The following is a 17212-nucleotide window of genomic DNA, read 5'->3' on the forward strand; positions in this document are numbered from 1 at the left end:
GGGGCTGCGGCACCGGGCGGCCGGCGCCCCTTCTCGGCCGCCCGTACCGCACACGCGCTGAACGCCGGCCTCGCCGCGCTGTCACCCGACACCCCGACGGCCACAATGGGAACATGAGCGGGCGCTGGGAGTTCTGGATCGACCGGGGCGGCACCTTCACCGACATCGTGGGCCGGCGGCCCGACGGCCGGCTCGTCACCCGCAAGCTGCTCTCCCACGACCCGTCCCGTACGGACGACGCGGCCGTCGCCGGCATCCGCCTCCTGCTGGGGCTGAACCCCGGCGACCCGGTTCCCGCCGACGCGATCGACGTCGTCAAGATGGGCACCACGGTCGCCACCAACGCCCTCCTGGAACGACGTGGCCAGCCCACCCTCCTCCTCGTCACGGCGGGCTTCCGCGATGCCCTGCGCATCGCCTACCAGAACCGGCCCCGCCTCTTCGACCGCCGCATCGTGCTCCCGGAGGCGGTCTACGAACGGGTCGCCGAGGTCCGCGAGCGCGTCGACGCCCAGGGGCGGGTGGTCACCCCGCTCGACGAGGACGCCGTCGCCGAGAAGCTGGCCGCCGCCCACCGCGACGGATACCGCTCCGCCGCCGTCGTCCTGATGCACGGCTACCGCAACCCCGCCCACGAGGCCCGGATCGCCGACATCGCGCGGGCGCTCGGCTTCACCCAGGTCAGCTGCTCCCACGAGGTCAGTCCGCTGATCAAACTCGTCCCCCGGGGGGACACCACGGTCGTTGACGCCTACCTCTCGCCGATCCTGCGCCGCTACGTCGACGAGGTGGCGCGGGAACTCGCCGGTGTCCGGCTGATGTTCATGCAGTCCAACGGCGGCCTGCGCGAGGCCGCGCACTTCCGGGGCAAGGACGCCGTCCTGTCCGGACCGGCGGGCGGGGTCGTCGGCATGGCCCGCACGTCCCGGGAGGCCGGCTTCGACCGGGTCATCGGCTTCGACATGGGCGGCACCTCCACCGATGTGTCGCACTACGCCGGCGAGTTCGAGCGTGATCTCGGTACACAGGTCGCGGGCGTCCGGATGCGGGCCCCGATGATGAGCATCCACACCGTCGCCGCGGGCGGCGGCTCCGTCCTCCACTACGACGGGCGGCGCTACCGAGTCGGCCCCGACTCGGCCGGCGCCGTCCCCGGCCCGGCCTGCTACCGCCGGGGCGGGCCCCTGACGGTCACCGACGCCAACGTCATGCTCGGCCGGGTCCAGCCCGCCCACTTCCCCCCGGTGTTCGGCCCGAGCGGAGACCAGCCGCTGGACACCGACGTCGTCAGGGAGGGGTTCACCGAACTCGCCGAGCGGGTCGGCGGCGGACGCACCCCCGTCGAGGTCGCCGCCGGGTTCCTGGAGATCGCGGTCCTCGGCATGGCCAACGCCGTCAAGAAGATCTCCGTCCAGCGCGGCCACGACGTCACCCGCTACGCCCTCACGAGCTTCGGCGGCGCCGGCGGCCAGCACGCCTGCGCCGTGGCCGACGCGCTGGGCATCGACACCGTCCTCGTCCCGCCCCTGTCCGGGGTGCTCTCCGCCTACGGCATCGGCCTCGCCGACGCCACCGCCATGCGCGAGCGGTCCGTGGAGGCGGAACTGAACGCCCCACGGACCCACGCGCGCGTGGCCGACCTCTGCGCCGAACTCGCCGGCACCGCCCGGGCGGAGCTGCGCGCGGACCGCCTCGCCGATTCCGCGATCACCACCCGCGCGCGCGTCCTGCTGCGGTACGCCGGGACCGACGCGAGCCTCCCCGTAGACCTCGCCTCCGCGCGGGAGATGGCCGACGCGTTCACCGCGGTCCACCGCGCGCGGTACGCCTTCACCATGGACAAGCCGCTGGTCGTCGAGGCGGTCTCGGTGGAGGCCGTGGGCCTCGCGGGGCCCCACGGTCCGGTCGTCGTCGACGCGTCGGAACGCACCGGGGACCCGGCGCCCCGGGCGACGGTACGGATGTACAGCGCCGGCGAGACCGCGGACACCCCCCTGTACCGCAGGGAGGACCTTCGCCCCGGCGACGCCGTCACCGGCCCGGCGATCGTCGCCGAGTCCGACGCCACCACGGTGGTCGACCAGGGCTGGCGTGCCACCGCAGGGGACGGCGGACACCTGGTCCTCGCGCGCGTGCGGCCCCGGCCCGCTCGGGCCGCCGTCGGCACGGAGGCCGACCCCGTCCTCCTGGAGGTCTTCGACAACCTCTTCATGGCGATCGCCGAGCAGATGGGCGTACGCCTGGAGAACACCGCGCACTCCGTCAACATCAAGGAGCGCCTGGACTTCTCCTGCGCCCTCTTCGATCCCGAGGGCAACCTCATCGCCAACGCGCCCCACATCCCCGTACACCTGGGCTCCATGGGCGAGTCCATCAAGGAGGTGCTGCGACGGGGCGGCGACGCCCTGCGCCCCGGCGACGTGTACGCGATCAACGACCCGTACCACGGCGGCACCCACCTTCCGGACGTCACCGTGGTGACCCCGGTGTTCGGCGCGTCCGGGGCCGAGCTGCTCTTCCTCGTCGCCTCACGGGGCCACCACGCCGAGATCGGCGGCATCACCCCCGGCTCGATGCCCGCCTTCAGCCGGACCGTCCACGAGGAGGGCGTCCTCTTCGACAACTGGCTCCTGGTCCGGGACGGGCGGCTGCGCGAGCCGGAGACACGGGCGCTGCTGACCGGCGCCCCCTATCCCTCGCGCGATCCCGACACCAACCTCGCCGACCTGCGCGCCCAGATCGCGGCGAACGAGAAGGGCATCGAGGAACTGCGCCGCATCGTGGACGAGTTCGGCCTCGACGTCGTCCACGCGTACATGCGGCACGTGCGCGCCAGCGCCGAGGAGTCCGTCCGGCGGATCGTCGCCCGGCTGCGGGACGGCTCGTACCGCTACGAGACGGACGGCGGCGCGGTCATCCGGGTCGCCGTGCGCGTGGACCGCGAACGGCGCGCCGCCGTCATCGACTTCGGCGGTACCTCGCCCCAGCTGCCCGGCAACGCCAACGCCCCCACGTCCGTGGTCATGGCCGCCGTCCTCTACGTCTTCCGGACCCTCGTCGACGACGACATCCCCCTCAACAGCGGCTGCCTGGAGCCCCTCGACATCCGCGTCCCCCCGGGGTCGATGCTGGCGCCCTCCTACCCCGCCGCGACCGTCGCGGGCAACGTCGAGACCTCCCAGGCGGTCACGGGTGCGCTGTACGCGGCCCTGGGCGTCCAGGCCGAGGGCTCCGGCACCATGAACAACGTCACCTTCGGCGACGCGCGCCTGCAGTACTACGAGACTGTCGCCTGCGGCTCGGGTGCCGGGGAGGGCTTCGACGGAGCCGACGCCGTCCAGACCCACATGACCAACTCCCGCCTGACCGACCCCGAGATCCTCGAATGGCGCTTCCCCGTCCGGGTCGACTCCTTCGCGGTCCGCGCCGGCAGCGGCGGGCACGGCCGGTGGCGTGGCGGCGACGGCGTCGAGCGCCGCATCCGCTTCCTCGCGCCGATGACGGTCACCCTGCTGACCGGCCACCGCCGGGTGCCGCCGTACGGCATGGCCGGCGGCGAGCCGGGAGCGCTCGGCGAGAACGCGGTCGAACGCGCCGACGGCACGGTCGAGCGCCTCGGCGGGGTCGACACGCTCGACGTGCGCCCGGGCGACGTCCTGGTCGTGCGCACCCCGGGCGGCGGCGGATTCGGACCCGCCGCCCCGGGACCGGTCGCTGCGGCGGAGTCGGCGGAGTCGGTGGGGGCGGCGGAGTGTACGGAGTCGGTGGGGTCGCCGGGATCGGCGAAGTCGGTGGGGCCCGGCGTCCCGGTGCCGTCGGGGCCGTCCGGGCCGTCGGGAGCTGCCGTCCAGGGACCGGCTGCTTCCGCGCGGGCCCCCGGGCCCACCGAGTCGGGGGAGCCTCCCGGCACGGGTGGCGGCTGCGCCCCCGTGGACCGCTGAGACCGCGGCCCGGGGCACGGTCCCTGGCCGCAGGGACCGCTGAGACCACAGCGCGGGGCACGGTCCCTGGCCGCGGGCTCACCGCACCGGTACGAACCGCACGACCGTCCCCGGTACCGCCTGCGCCGCGGCCGCGAGGTCCGCCTCCCGGACCACGGCCACGACCGGATAGCCGCCCGTCGTCGGATGATCGGCCAGGAACACCACGGGGCGGCCGTCCGGCGGGACCTGCACCGCTCCCAGGACCATGCCCTCGCTGGGAAGTTCGCCGGTCACGACCCGCTCCAACGGCGGACCCTGCGTCCGCAGGCCGATGCGGTTGCTCGACGGGGAGACGCGGTACGCGCGCGTGGTGAGCGTTTCCAGGGCGGCGGGCGAGAACCAGTCGTCACGGGGACCGAGCCGCACCCGCAGGACGAGCGTGTCCGGCGGGCCCGGCCACGGCACCGCGTCGGCCGCGCCCCGCCCGGTGGGCTCGGCGCCCAGCGGCAGCACCGCCCCGTCCGCCAGCGGCGCCGGCCCCAGGCCGGACAACAGGTCGGTGGCGCGGCTGCCGAGGACCGGCTCCACGGCGACCCCGCCGCCGAGGCCCACGTAGCCGCGCAGGCCGCGCACGGCCGGCCCGACGTCGAGCAGCGCCCCGGCCCCGACCCGTACCGCCGTCCCCCAGGCCACCGGCCGGCCGTCGACCGTGACCCGGCACGGCGCGCCGCCGACGGCGACCGTCACCGCGCACCGGGGCCGTATCGCGCACCCGTCGACCGTGGTCTCCAGCACCGCCGCGTCCTCCGGGTTGCCGACCAGACGGTTGACGAGCCGCGCCGCCCCCGGATCCAGCGCGCCGGAGCGGGGCACTCCGAGATGGGCGTGTCCCGCGCGCCCCAGGTCCTGCACGGTGGTCAGCGCCCCGGCGCGTACGACGGCGAAGGCACGGTCGGTCATCGGCCGTCCACCACGAAACGCACCCGCGTGCCGGGCGCGAGCAGCGCGGCCGGCTCCCGCCCCGTGTCCCACAGCACCGCGTCCGTGGTGCCGATCAGCTGCCAGCCGCCGGGGGAGGAACGGGGGTACACGCCCGTGTACGGCCCGGCGAGAGCGACCGAGCCCGCCGGGACGGCCGTACGAGGAGTGGCCCGGCGCGGCACCTCGTACCGCGCGCCCAGACCGGTCAGATAGCCGAACCCCGGCGCGAAACCGCAGAACGCGACCCGGAACTCGCAGGACGAGTGGATCCTCACGGCCGTCTCCACGCCGACCCCCCACAGCGCGGCGACCTCCGCGAGGTCGGGGCCGTCGTAGCGGACCGGTACGTCCACCGCCCGCCCCACGCGCGCGGGGAGCGGCGGAATCGTCCATTCCCGCAGCTGCCGCGCCCACACGTCCGGCGCGTCGACGCCGTCGAGCAGCACGGTCCGCGCCGCGGGCACGATCTCCCGTACGGCGGGCAGCGCGCCGGACGCCCGGCGCCGCAGCAGCTCCGCGTGGAACGCCTCCGTCGCGTCGCCGCTCGTCAGCTCGACGAGCAGCGCCCGCTCGCCCACCCGGAGGACCCGGCGCGCCATCATACGAACGCCTCCACGCGCACGCCCGCGGCCTCCAGCCGGGAGCGGACCCGCCGGGCGAGCCCCACCGCGCCCGGGGTGTCCCCGTGCAGGCAGAGCGACCGCGCCCGGACGGCGACGGACCGCCCGCAGTGCGAGGTCACCAAGCCGAACCGGGCCATGGAGACGGACCGCTCCACGACCTCGGCCGGGTCGGTGACGACGGCCCCCTCCCGCCCCCGTGGCAGGAGGGAGCCGTCCGCCGTGTACGCCCGGTCGCCGAACGCCTCCGTGACCACCGGGAGCCCCGCCTTTCCGGCCGCCTCGTGCAACCGCGAGCCGGGCAGCCCGAGCACGGGAAGGCCGGGGTCGCCGCCGGCCAGCAGCACGCCGTCGACCACCGCCCGAGCCTGCTCCTCGTCGCGGACCACCCGGTTGTAGAGCGCGCCGTGCGGCTTGACGTACGAGACCCGCGAACCCGCCGCCCGCGCGAAGACCTCCAGCGCCCCGATCTGATAGGCGACCTCGGCGGCCAGTTCGTCCGCCGGGACGTCCATGGCACGCCGTCCGAAGCCGGCCAGATCGCGGTACGAGACCTGGGCACCGATCCGTACCCCGCGCGCCGCCGCAAGATCGCAGACCCGCCGCATGGTGACCGCGTCCCCGGCGTGGAAGCCGCAGGCCACGTTGGCGCTCGTGACCACCGAGAGCAGCTCCTCGTCGTCGGTCAGCGTCCAGCGGCCGAAGCCCTCTCCGAGGTCGGCGTTGAGGTCGATCGAGGCCGGGGTCATGGTGGTGTCGGTTCCTTTCGTCCCTGGTGGAAGTCGTGCGTGCGGGGGGCTCAGCCGTGGATCGGGCTCACACCAGTTCCCTTCCGCGGGTCTCGGGAAGCCCGAGCAGCGCCAGGACGGCGAGACCGTAGCCCACGGCCCCGAAGACCAGCGCGCCGCCGACCCCCCAGCTCTCGGAGAGGAAGCCGACCAGGGTGGGGAAGACCGCGCCCACCGCGCGACCGGTGTTGTAGGTGAATCCCTGGCCCGTGCCCCGCACCGCCGTCGGGTACAGCTCGGCCAGGAAGGAGCCGAAGCCGCTGAAGATGGCCGACATGCAGAAGCCGAGCGGGAAGCCGAGGACGAGGAGGAGCGTGTTCGACCCGGTGGGGATGTGGGTGTACGCGAGGACGCTGAGGGCCGAGAGAACGGCGAACAGCGCGATGTTCCTCTTCCGGCCGAGCCGGTCGGTGAGGTGGCCCCCGGTCAGGTAACCGATGAAGGCGCCGGAGATCAGGAAGGTCAGGTACCCGCCCGTGCCGACCACGGTCAGCCCGCGCTCCGTCTTCAGGTAGGTCGGGACCCAGGTCGCGAGCGTGTAGTAGCCGCCCTGCACGCCCGTCGACAGCAGGACCGCGAAGAGCGTGGTCCGCAGCAGCTCCGGCTTGAAGACGGCGGTGAAGGAACCGCGTTCGGCGCTCGCCCGCCGCATCGCGGCGGCCTGCGGCGCGTCCTCGACGTTCCGCCGGACGTAGACCACCAGGAGCGCGGGCAGCGCGCCCGTCCAGAACATGACCCGCCAGGCGGTGTCGGCGTCGACGAAACGGAAGACCAGCGTGTAGACGATCACGGCCAGCGCCCAGCCGGCCGCCCAGGCGCTCTGGACGCCGCCGAGGGTACGGCCCCGGTGCTTGGCGGAGGCGTACTCGGCGACCAGGATGGCGCCGACCGCCCACTCGCCGCCGAAGCCGAGGCCCTGGAGGGCGCGGAAGACGAGCAGCGTCTCGTAGTTGGGCGCGAACCCGCACAGCACGGTGAAGAGCGCGTAGGTGCCGACCGTGATCATCAGCGCCTTCACCCGCCCGATGCGGTCGGCGAGGATGCCGGCGAGCGCGCCGCCGACCGCCGAGACGACGAGGGTGACCGTCGTCAGCAGGCCGGTCTGGCCCTTGTCGAGGCCGAAGTAGGCGGCGATGGCCACCATCGACAGCGGCAGCGTGAAGAAGTCGTAGGAATCCAGGGCGTATCCGCCGAAAGCGCCGACGAAGGCGCGCCGGCCGCGGGGCCCGAGGGCGCGCAGCCAGGCGAACGCGCCCGAGTCGTCGGGCCGTTCGCCCTGGGTCTGCTGCTGGGTCTGTGTCGTGCTCATCTGCACCTCGCAGAGGGGGAGGCGTGCCTGAGGACGTACGGGGACCGTGCGGTGTCGTGCGGGTGTCGTGCGGTGCCGCTAACGTAGAGGATCGTTCAACGATCCGACAAGAGGCGTGTTGTCTCGTCCTCGTTTCTGCGCTTGACTCGGCGGCGACCGCCGGACGGCATCCCGAGGAGACGAGGCACGGTGAGCGGAATGCGCGAACTCGCGGACGACCGGGCGCTGCTGGGCAGGACCAGCACGGCGGAGCGCGTCTCGGACATCCTGCGCACCCGCATCGCGGAGGGCTTCTTCCCGCCCGGCACCCGGCTGTCGGAGGACGGCATCGGCGGCGCGCTCGGTGTGTCCCGCAACACCCTGCGCGAGGCGTTCCGGCTGCTCACCCACGAACGGCTGCTCGTCCACGAACTCAACCGGGGCGTCTTCGTCCGCGTGCTCACCGTGGAGGACGTCGTCGACATCTACCGCACCCGGCGACTGGTCGAAGGCGCCGTCGTGCGGGAGCTCGGGGAGCCGCCGTACCGCCTCGACGGCCTGGCGGACGCCGTCGAGGAGGGGCGGCGGGCGGCCCGCGCGGGGGACTGGAAGGGCGTCTCCACCGCCAACATCCACTTCCATCGCGAACTGGTCGCCCTGGCGGGCAGCGCACGCACCGACGAACTGATGCGCGGAGTCCTGGCCGAACTCCGCCTCGCCTTCCACACCGTGGACGACGCCCGGGCGCTGCATGAGCCCTATCTCCTGCGAAACCAGGAGATTCTGGACGCCCTGCGCGCGGGAGGACGCGCGACGGCCGAACGCCTCCTGGCCCGATACCTCGACGACTCCCGCACCCGGATCGTCGCCGCCTACGCCAAGGCGGTCGACGACGAGCCCGGCGCGGAGGCCTGAGCCCCGAGCCCTGAGGTCAAAGCCCTGAGGTCTGGGACCGCGGCCGGGGCGGAGGGGACGGGACGGCCCGGTCGTCGTGGGCGGCCGGGGCGGAGGCGGGCCGACACCGGGGCGGGCGAGGCCTCGCGTGGGGCGGACCCGCGGTGGCGCGGAGGCTGGACCTGGGCGGTCGCCGGCTGACGGAAGGCGGTCGGCGGTTGTCATGCGGCGGCGGGGGCGTTCGGGTGTCGGCGGTTGTCATGCGGGGGCGGTCGGGTGTCGGGGTGGGGCGGTCGCATCTGCGCCGTTTCGACCGTTGTCGGTGCGAGGACCTAATCTGTGCTCCGTGACTTCGCCTGCCTCGACGGACCTCGTTCCGCCCCAGCTCAGCGCGGGGCCGCGGCCCGCGCCGGGCCCGGCCGCCGACGAAGGGCTCGCGCGGCGCCTCCGCGCGCTCGCGTGCACCGCGCCGCTCCACGACCTGGACGCGCGCAAGGCGAATCTCGCCGGTGAGTACTCGGTCTACGCCATGGCGGAGGTCGCCCTCGCGGCCATCGACCTCGTCACGCTCAACATGGACTTCGACACCGGCGCCGACCACGAGCAGATCGTCGCCCGTCTGCTGCCCCGCGTCGCCGCCCAGGCACCCGCCCGCCCCGCCGCCGAGCACGAGCGCGTGGCCCGCTGGGTCCTGGAGAACCTGATCAACGTCGGCAGCGTCGACCGCGGCTTCCGCGCCGTCTACGGCACCTTCGGCGCGGACGGGGTCTACACCCGCCGGGACTACGACTTCAAGCTGCTCGAAGAGGTCCCCGGCCACGGCGGCGCGGTCTACCTCCGGACGACCGACGAAGCGGTCAACGTCCTCGTCGGTGCCCTCGACACCGACGTCACGAGCGCGCAGATAGCGGCCGAGGTCAAGCTGGAGGTCCTGATCAGCCGGGGCCGGCTCGCCGACGCCCAGCTCGCCGCGGAGCAGGCGCGGTACCGCACCGTGCAGTACGCGGAGACCCTCCGAAAGACCCTGGAGGCGACCCGGCGCAACGTCCGCGCCGTCGACTGGCTCAGCGCCGTCCCCGACCTGATCGCCGAAGCGCTCGACCACGTCGCCGACCGCTACCGTCACGAGAACGCCATCCTGACCAACATCCGCAAGGCCCGCGACGAGGCCGAGGACCAGGAGCACAAGCGCCGCGCCGCCGAGCTCGTCGACATCGTCAAGGACTGCATCCGGCGGCACACCCAGCTCCAGTCCCGCCTCCTGGAGGCGGGGCCGCTGTTCCGCGCCGAGCAGGACCGGCAGGCCTTCGCCGCGCCGACGTCGTACACCGGGATAGACCTGTACGGCCAGCTGGTGGCCCCGCTCCTCCCGCTCCCCGTCGAGCAGGCGACGAGGGTCACCGACGCCTTCTTCGCCCAGGGCACCGGACTGCGCACGCCCGTGTCCGTGCGCGTCGGCGACCTGGTCGACATGCTGCTCACGCCGCCGGTCGAGCGCGAGCACCTGGGCGCCGAGATGCCCGAGCCGGATCTGATCGCCACGCCCGACGACAGCCGCTTCAGCGAGGAGCAGCTGGCGAGCGCGATGGAGCTGCTCGACCTGGAGCACGACGCCCCGCGCCGGCTTTCCGGCCTTCTCGCCGACGCCCGCCGCCGTGACCCCGACCTGCCGTACCTGGTCGCGCTGCTCGCCGTCCACGCAGCGAGCCCGCCGGTCGGCACGGCGTACCGCCAGGGCGAGGAGCGCCTGCTGTTCGCCGTCGACGACGGCACGTCTCTCGACGACCCCGAGTTCGGCGGGGCGGACCTGATAGTGGGTACGGCCCTGCTCGACGCGGTCGGCATGGCCGCGGCCCGCTCGGAGGCGTCATGACCGACCCCACCGTGACGAACGACGCGCCCGTGCCGCCGCAGCGGGCCGCCGGGCCCGTCATGCAGGACTCACCCGTCGAGCCCGCCCCGGCCGCGGGCCCCGTCGCGTCCCCGGCCACCCAGCCGACCGCGTGCCCGGTGGCCGCGCCGGGGGAAACGGCGCCCACGATCGCGACCCCGGCAGCCACTCCGGGGGAAACGGCGCCCCCGACGGGGAGCCCGGTGGCCATTTCGGAGGAACTCGCGAGCCCGGTGGGCATCCCGGAGGAAGCCGCGATCCCGGCGGCTATCACGCCTGCGGGCCGGGGCGTGGCCTCGGCGACGGACCCGGATCCCGCGCCGGGTCCGGATGCTGTCCCGGAGCCGGGCCCCGTCCCGGTCCTGGACTCGGCGCCCGCCGCCGCCCTGGACCCGGACGAGACACCTGCCCCGGACGAGAGTCCTGCGGCCGGCTCGTGCCCGGCGCGCGTCCGACCCGTACCCGAGCCGGCTTTCGTACCCGAGCCCGTGCGGGACCCCGCCCAGGACCCGGACCTCGCGCAAGACCCGGCCCCCGTCCCGGACCCGGACCTCGCGCAGGACCCGGCCGCCCCCGCCCTGGTTCCCGACGAGCCACCCCCGCGCGACGCGAAACCCGCCCCCCGTCGGGCGCGGGTGCGGGCCGTGTCCGTGCCCGAGCCGGTGCGGCGGAGTCCCGCCCCCTCCGTGCGGGCCGTCCGCCTGGCGCCCGGCGGTGACCCGGCACCGGCCCGCCGGCCCACCGTGAGCGTCACGCCCGTCCGCCTGCCCCTGCCCCGCCCCACCGCAGTACCGACCACCCGCACCGAGGAGCCCCAGTCGTGAGCGAACACCACGCCGAGCACGCCGACGCGTGGAGCGAGCCGGAGCCCCAGCAGACCGTCGCCCCGTCCGCGGCGGTCACCCCGGCCGACGCCGCCGACGCCGCACGGCTGGTCTCCTTCGGGCTCCAGCCCAAGCTGCTCCCGGCCCGCGACGCCGAATACGCCGAGCTGCTCCGGCGCTATCGCGAGGACCCCGCCTTCGCGCGCCTCGCCGACGCCGTCGCCACCGGCCTCGGACTCGTGGTCCTGGAGGTCTCCCCGCGCGCCGGCATGGCCGTCACCGCCGGTGAGGACTCGGTGTTCGCCGTCCGCATGGGCGACTACGCCCGCCGCGCGTCGACCGACTCCGCCGACCGCTTCCTGCACGGCCTGGCCCACCTCGCCGTCGCCGCCATGGCCTTCCCCCGCCCCGAGGACCTCGCCGACGACGGTTACATCGGCCGCCTCACGGTCAACGGCGTCGACGCCTTCGTGCGCCAGGCATGCCGCCGCCTCGAGGAGCGCGCCGAGGAACAGGGCGTGAACACCGACCCCGCCTCCGACGCCCCCGGGCTCGAGGCCGCCTGGCGGATCTACGCCCGCCGCAGCGCCACCGGGGCCACCAAGGACGCCCGCCGTCTGGCCGGCTCCACCACGGGAATCGTCGGCAAGGCCGTCGCCTTCCTCACCGACTCCGGCTTCCTCCAGCGCACCGGCGACGACGCCGGCGGCGCGTACCGCACCACCGCCCGCTACCAGCTCCAGGTCCGGGACATGGCGGGGAGCGCCGCCATGGCCGAGCTGCTCGATCTCGGCGTCGTCCCGGTCAGTGACGGCTCCGCAAGCCTCCTGCCGCCGCCCGAGGGCGACGACCTGGACCTCGCCGCCGACGCCGGCCTGCCGTTCCACGCCTGACCGCCCGGGCGACCGCCCGTGCGGCACACGCCGTAAGCCACCGCACAGACCCGCTTTCCCCCGTCATCCGCCCCGCCCCGCCCCGCGTAGTCACCGCACCAGTCGACGAGAGTCCGCCGCCATGTACGAGTTGTCCCGGGTCCGCCTCTACTCCATCGGTCCCGCCGGTGCGCGTTACGCCGACACCGTCCTGGACCTGCGCGGAGTCGGCGCACCCGTGCCCCAGCCCGCCCCCACCCAGGCGGAGTTCTTCGAGGAGGAGCCGGTCGGCCCGCCGCGCCGCCCCGCCCCCGCGGGCGTCCTCTTCCTGGAGAACGGCGGCGGCAAGTCCGTCCTCCTCAAGCTGATCTTCTCGGTCATGCTCCCCGGCCACCGCAACACCCTCGGCGGGGCCAGCTCCGGCGTCCTGCGCAAGTTCCTGCTCGCCGACGACTGCGGCCACGTCGCCCTGGAGTGGCAGCACACCCTCACCGGTGAACTCGTCGTCGTCGGCAAGGCCAGCGAGTGGCGCGGGCGCCAGGTCTCCAACGACCCGCGGAAGTTCGCCGAGGCGTGGTACTCCTTCCGCCCCGGGCCCGGTCTGAGCCTCGACTCCCTCCCGGTCGCCGAAGCCACCTCCGTACGCCCGTCGGCGGAGGGCGCCTCCGGCGCGCGCGGCCGACGCCGCACCATGAAGGGCTTCCGGGACGCCCTCACCGAGGCGGGCAGGGTCTACCCGCACCTGGAGGTGTACTGGGAGGAGATCCACGACCGCTGGAACGAACACCTCGGCGACCTGGGTCTCGACCCCGAACTCTTCCGCTATCAGCGCGAGATGAACGCCGACGAAGGCGAGGCGGCCGGCCTCTTCGCGGTCAAGAAGGACTCCGACTTCACCGACCTGCTCCTGCGCGCCGTCACCGACACCCGGGACACCGACGGCCTCGCCGACCTCGTCAGCGGCTTCGGTAACAAGCTCGGCCGCCGCGCCGAACTCACCGCGGAACGCGACTTCACGGCCGGCTCCGTCGACCTCCTGGGCCGCATCGTCGAGGCCGCCGAGACCCGCGCCCGCGCGCGTGAGGTGCACGCCGCCGCCGACCGCCGCACCCGCACGCTCGCCCGCCGGCTCTCCGCCCGCGCCGACGAGGAGCGCGGCCGCGCCGCTGAACTCGCCCAGCAGGTCACCTCGGCCGCCCACGCCGTCTCCGAGGCGGAGACCGCCCGCGGCCGCAGCTCCCTCATCACCGCCGAACTCGCCTACCGCCACGCCTCCCTGGCGCTGGCCGCCGCCGAGAAGGGCGCCGCCTCCCAGCGCCGTGAACTGACCGAGGCCCGCACCCTGCACGCCGCCTGGCAGGCCACCGAGGCGGTGCTGCGCCACCGCGCCGCGGGCGACCGCTCCACGCGCGTGGCAGCGGCGATCCGCGAGGCCGAGCGGGACGCGGCCCCCGCCCTCGCCGCCCGCGCCACGGCCGCCGCCGATCTCGTTCGAGCCCTCGCCGCCGCCGCGGAGGACGGCGAGCGTCACGCAGCGGAGGAGGAGGAGCGCTCCGCCGCCCTCCAGGAGGCCGGCGAGACCGCACACCGGGACGCCACGGCCGCCGCGACCGACGCCCAGCGCGCCCGCAGCGAGGCCGGACACCTGCGCCAGCGGCTTGCCGAGGTCGAGCAGGAGACCGCCGAGGCGGTACGGGCCGGCTGGCTGGACGACTCGGCGCCCGACGCCGACCCCGCGCGCGCGGCCCTCGCCGCCAGCGACGCCGAGAAGACCACCGTCGCCGCCTGGGACGCCGCCCGCGAGGCGGCCCGCGCGGCGGCCGACCGCGCCCGCGAGGCCGCCGCCGCCGAATCCCGGGCCGAACTCGCCGCCGCCCGCGCCACGGACGCGGCCGACGCCGCCGAGCACGCCTACGACGCCGAACGCCGCGCCGCGGAGTCGATCGCCTCCGACGAACGCCTCGCGGAACTCCTGAGCCTTCCCGCCGCGCACTCCACGCTGCCCGGCCAGCGGGTCGGCGACGGCCCCCGCGGCGCGGCGCCCGGCGACGCCGCGCCCGTCGCGGGACAGCCCCGAAGGACCACCGGCTCCGCCGGCACCCCCGGCCAGGCCGCGGGCGGCCCCGACGCCGACCACCGCGCGCCCGATCCGGGCGGCACGACCTCCGGCGACGGACGCGGTGCCCCCGGCCAGGACGCGGGCGCCGCCACCGGTCGCCCCGTCCCCGGCTCCGCCTTCGGCCTCGTCGCCGACCCGGACGCCGTTCCCCACGGGCCCCTCACCGTCACCGAGTTCGACCGGTACGCCGACGAGCTGCGGCGGCTCCTCGAGCAGTCCATCGCCTCCGCCGAGCGCAACCTCTTCGACCTGCGCACCGCCGCGGCCGACGACTCCCGCATCCTCGGCGCCCTCGGCGACGGGGGACTGCTGCCGCCCGGCCCCGACGTGCTCGCCACCGTCGAGTACCTCGGCGAGCACGGCATCCCGGCCCTCCCCGGCTGGCGCTACCTCGCCCAGGCCGTCGACCCCGCCGACCACGCCGCCGTCCTCGCCGCCCGCCCCGAGCTGGTCGACGGTGTCGTGATCACCGACCCCGTCTCGTACGCCCGCGCCCGCGAGGTGCTGAGCACGGCCGCCCTGCTGCCCCGCTCCGCCGTCGCCGTCGGGACCGCCGCCGCCCTGCTGGCGCCCGTGCCCGGTCCCGAGACGGGCGAGGAAGCGGGCGTCTTCCTCGTACCGCCGAACCCCGCCATGCACGACGAGCACGCCGCCGACGAGGAACGGCACGCCCTGCGCGCCCGCGCGACCGCGCGCGACGAGGAGATCCGTACGCTCGCCGCCCGGCTCACCGGCGACCGTGCGCTCGCCGCGCGGATCGGCTCCTGGCGGGCAGACTGCCCGCCCGGCATGCTCGCCGAGCTCGCCGCCGCCGCGACCGCCGCCCGGGAGGCCGCGGAGGCGGCCGCCGCCACCCTCGCCGAGGCCCGGACGCTACGGACGGAGGCCGACGAGGCGGCCGCCGACGCGGCCGGCGTACGGGACGAACGCCAGGAGGCCGCCCAGCGCGCCCGCCGCACCGCCGACGCCCTCGCCGGCCTCGCCTACCGGCTGCGCGAACGCTCCGCCTGGCAGGCCAAGCTCCGCGAACTCGCCGACGACGCCGCCGAGTCCGAGGCCCGCGCGCAGACCTGTCTGGAGCGCGCCCGCGCCGCCGACGAGGACCGCCGCGCCGCCCAGCGCGCCGCCGACGACGCCCACCGCACCGCGCGCGCCCTGCGGGCCGAGCGTGCCGAGATCGCCGGCGCCCCCGACCAGCTCCCGGAGCCGGACGCCGACGCCCCGCGCGCCGCGCTGCCCACCCTCCGCGAGGCCTACCGCGCCGCTTCCCAGCTGTACGAGAAGGTCGGCGTCGGAGCCGACCTGCGCGCCGAACAGGCCCGCGCCGAGAGCGACGAGTCCGCCGCCCTCGCCGAGCTCGACCGGCTCACCAACAAGGTCCGCGTCCGCGCCGAGCAGCTCCTGGAGTCCACCGACGGCGCCGACGGACCGTCCCGCCAGGCCGCCGCCGCCCGCGCCGAATCCCTGGTCCAGATGCTGGAGATCCGGGCCTCCGAGGCGAGCGAGAAGCTCGGCCGGCTCCGCGGCGAGTCCGAACGCCTGTCGCCCGAGGACGGCGCGTCGCACACGGAGCTGCCCGAGGAGCTGGTCCCCTCCGACGCCGAGCACGCCCAGACCCTGCTCCGTACCGCGACGGCCGAACTGGCCTCCCGCACGGACGCCCTGGAAGCCGCGCGCGTCACGCACACCGGTCTGCTGAGGGCCCACCGCGCCGCCGAGGACGCGGCAGGCGGTTTCGACGAGACGGCGGCGCTCCTGCGCGACCTGCTGCGCGACCACACCGGGGAGGACCGGGAGGAGCCCGAGCCGTACGCCGGCACCCTGGAGGAGGCCCGGCACTCCGCCGCCGAGCAACGGCGCTCGCTGCGCGCCTGCGTCGCCGAGCTCTCGGGCGCCGACTCCTCCGTGCGCGAGGCGAGCGACATCCTCGTCCGCCACGCCAACTCCACCCGCTACGAGCAGGTCCGCACCCCCGCCCGGCAGCAGATCCGTGAACTGCCCGCGGCCGCCCTGCCCGAGCACGCCGCCAAGTGGGCCGATGCGTTCGCGCCCCGGCTGCGGGTCCTCACCGACGAGCTGGAACAGCTGGAGCGCAACCGCGACTCGATCGTCGACCGGCTGCGCGGCCTGGTGGAGTCCGCCCTGGCCACGCTCCGCTCCGCGCAGCGCCTCTCCCGGCTGCCCGAGGGGCTCGGAGAGTGGTCGGGCCAGGAGTTCCTGCGCATCCGCTTCGAGGAGCCGGACCAGGCCACGCTCACCGAGCGGCTCGGCGAGGTCATCGACGAGGCGACCCGCGCCGCCGTCAGGAAGAACTCCGATCTGCGCAGGGACGGCATGTCCCTGCTGCTGCGCGGGGTCCAGGCGGCACTCGAACCGCGCGGCATCGCCGTGGAGATCCTCAAGCCCGACGCCGTGCTGCGCGCCGAGCGGGTACCGGTCGGGCAGATGGGCGACGTCTTCTCCGGCGGCCAGCTCCTCACCGCCGCGATCGCCCTGTACTGCACGATGGCCGCGCTGCGCTCCAACGACCGGGGCCGGGACAAGCACCGCCACGCGGGCACCCTGTTCCTCGACAACCCGATCGGCCGGGCCAACGCCACGTACCTCCTGGAGCTCCAGCGGGCCGTGTCCGACGCGCTGGGCGTCCAGCTGCTCTACACCACCGGCCTGTTCGACACGACCGCTCTCGCGGAGTTCCCCCTGGTCATCCGGCTGCGCAACGACGCCGACCTGCGGGCGGGACTGAAGTACATCAGCGTCGAGGAGCACCTGCGGCCGGGCCTGCCGCAGCAGAGCACCGAGGGCGAGACCATCCACGGCGAGATCACAGCCACCCGGATGTTCCGCCGGACGCCGGCCGAGGACCAGCAGCCCCGGCCGTAGTCCGAAGACGCAGACAGGGCGGTGGGGGGCCCCCCCCCCGGGGGGGGGGACACCCCCCCCTCCGGGGCAGGGCAGCCGGGGGGGGGGGTGTGTTTTCCTCCCAGCCCGCTCCCGTGTGGGCCTCTCCCG

At 75.3% G+C, this 17212-nt stretch carries 10 protein-coding genes; 6 read left to right on the forward strand and 4 right to left on the reverse strand.

What is annotated here, in order from left to right; all coding sequences use genetic code 11:
- Positions 1 to 113 precede the first annotated feature (113 nt).
- The gene (locus tag ACZ68P_RS30105) at positions 114 to 3941 is read left to right on the forward strand and encodes a hydantoinase B/oxoprolinase family protein (protein ID WP_471011728.1); all 3828 of its coding nucleotides are present in this window, start codon (positions 114 to 116) and stop codon (positions 3939 to 3941) included.
- A 78-nt stretch (positions 3942 to 4019) separates the two neighbouring features.
- Here ACZ68P_RS30105 and ACZ68P_RS30110 read toward each other — a convergent pair whose 3' ends face one another.
- From ACZ68P_RS30110 to ACZ68P_RS30125, 4 genes are all read right to left on the reverse strand, one after another.
- The gene (locus ACZ68P_RS30110; protein WP_471011730.1) at positions 4020 to 4883 is read right to left on the reverse strand and encodes a 5-oxoprolinase subunit C family protein; all 864 of its coding nucleotides are present in this window, start codon (positions 4881 to 4883) and stop codon (positions 4020 to 4022) included.
- On the reverse strand, positions 4880 to 5503 hold the full coding sequence (locus ACZ68P_RS30115; RefSeq protein ID WP_471011780.1) for a 5-oxoprolinase subunit B family protein: 624 nt from the start codon (positions 5501 to 5503) through the stop codon (positions 4880 to 4882). The genes ACZ68P_RS30110 and ACZ68P_RS30115 overlap by 4 nt, the downstream gene beginning before the upstream one ends.
- Complete coding sequence (locus ACZ68P_RS30120) at positions 5503 to 6273, reverse strand: LamB/YcsF family protein (RefSeq protein WP_471011731.1); 771 nt, start codon at positions 6271 to 6273, stop codon at positions 5503 to 5505. Before ACZ68P_RS30120 ends, ACZ68P_RS30115 begins: the two co-directional genes overlap by 1 nt.
- 67 nt (positions 6274 to 6340) lie before the next feature.
- Positions 6341 to 7621 carry an MFS transporter gene (locus ACZ68P_RS30125; RefSeq protein ID WP_471011732.1) on the reverse strand — a complete coding sequence of 427 codons (1281 nt, stop codon included), beginning with the start codon at positions 7619 to 7621 and terminating at the stop codon, positions 6341 to 6343.
- 198 nt (positions 7622 to 7819) lie between these two features.
- On the opposite strand from ACZ68P_RS30125, the gene ACZ68P_RS30130 reads away from it, so the two are divergent.
- The 5 genes from ACZ68P_RS30130 to ACZ68P_RS30150 all read left to right on the forward strand — a co-directional run bounded on the left by ACZ68P_RS30130 (position 7820) and on the right by ACZ68P_RS30150 (position 17083).
- Positions 7820 to 8515, forward strand: a complete 696-nt coding sequence (locus ACZ68P_RS30130) for a GntR family transcriptional regulator (RefSeq protein ID WP_471011782.1) — start codon at positions 7820 to 7822, stop codon at positions 8513 to 8515.
- Positions 8516 to 8840: 325 nt separating this feature from the next.
- The gene (locus tag ACZ68P_RS30135; RefSeq protein WP_471011735.1) at positions 8841 to 10367 is read left to right on the forward strand and encodes a hypothetical protein; all 1527 of its coding nucleotides are present in this window, start codon (positions 8841 to 8843) and stop codon (positions 10365 to 10367) included.
- Positions 10364 to 11209, forward strand: a complete 846-nt coding sequence (locus tag ACZ68P_RS30140; RefSeq protein ID WP_471011737.1) for a hypothetical protein — start codon at positions 10364 to 10366, stop codon at positions 11207 to 11209. Before ACZ68P_RS30135 ends, ACZ68P_RS30140 begins: the two co-directional genes overlap by 4 nt.
- Complete coding sequence (locus ACZ68P_RS30145; protein WP_471011740.1) at positions 11206 to 12102, forward strand: hypothetical protein; 897 nt, start codon at positions 11206 to 11208, stop codon at positions 12100 to 12102. Before ACZ68P_RS30140 ends, ACZ68P_RS30145 begins: the two co-directional genes overlap by 4 nt.
- Positions 12103 to 12223: 121 nt before the next feature.
- The gene (locus tag ACZ68P_RS30150) at positions 12224 to 17083 is read left to right on the forward strand and encodes a hypothetical protein (protein ID WP_471011741.1); all 4860 of its coding nucleotides are present in this window, start codon (positions 12224 to 12226) and stop codon (positions 17081 to 17083) included.
- Positions 17084 to 17212 lie beyond the last annotated feature (129 nt).

The sequence above is a fragment of the Streptomyces sp. NPDC036822 genome, from assembly GCF_055609145.1.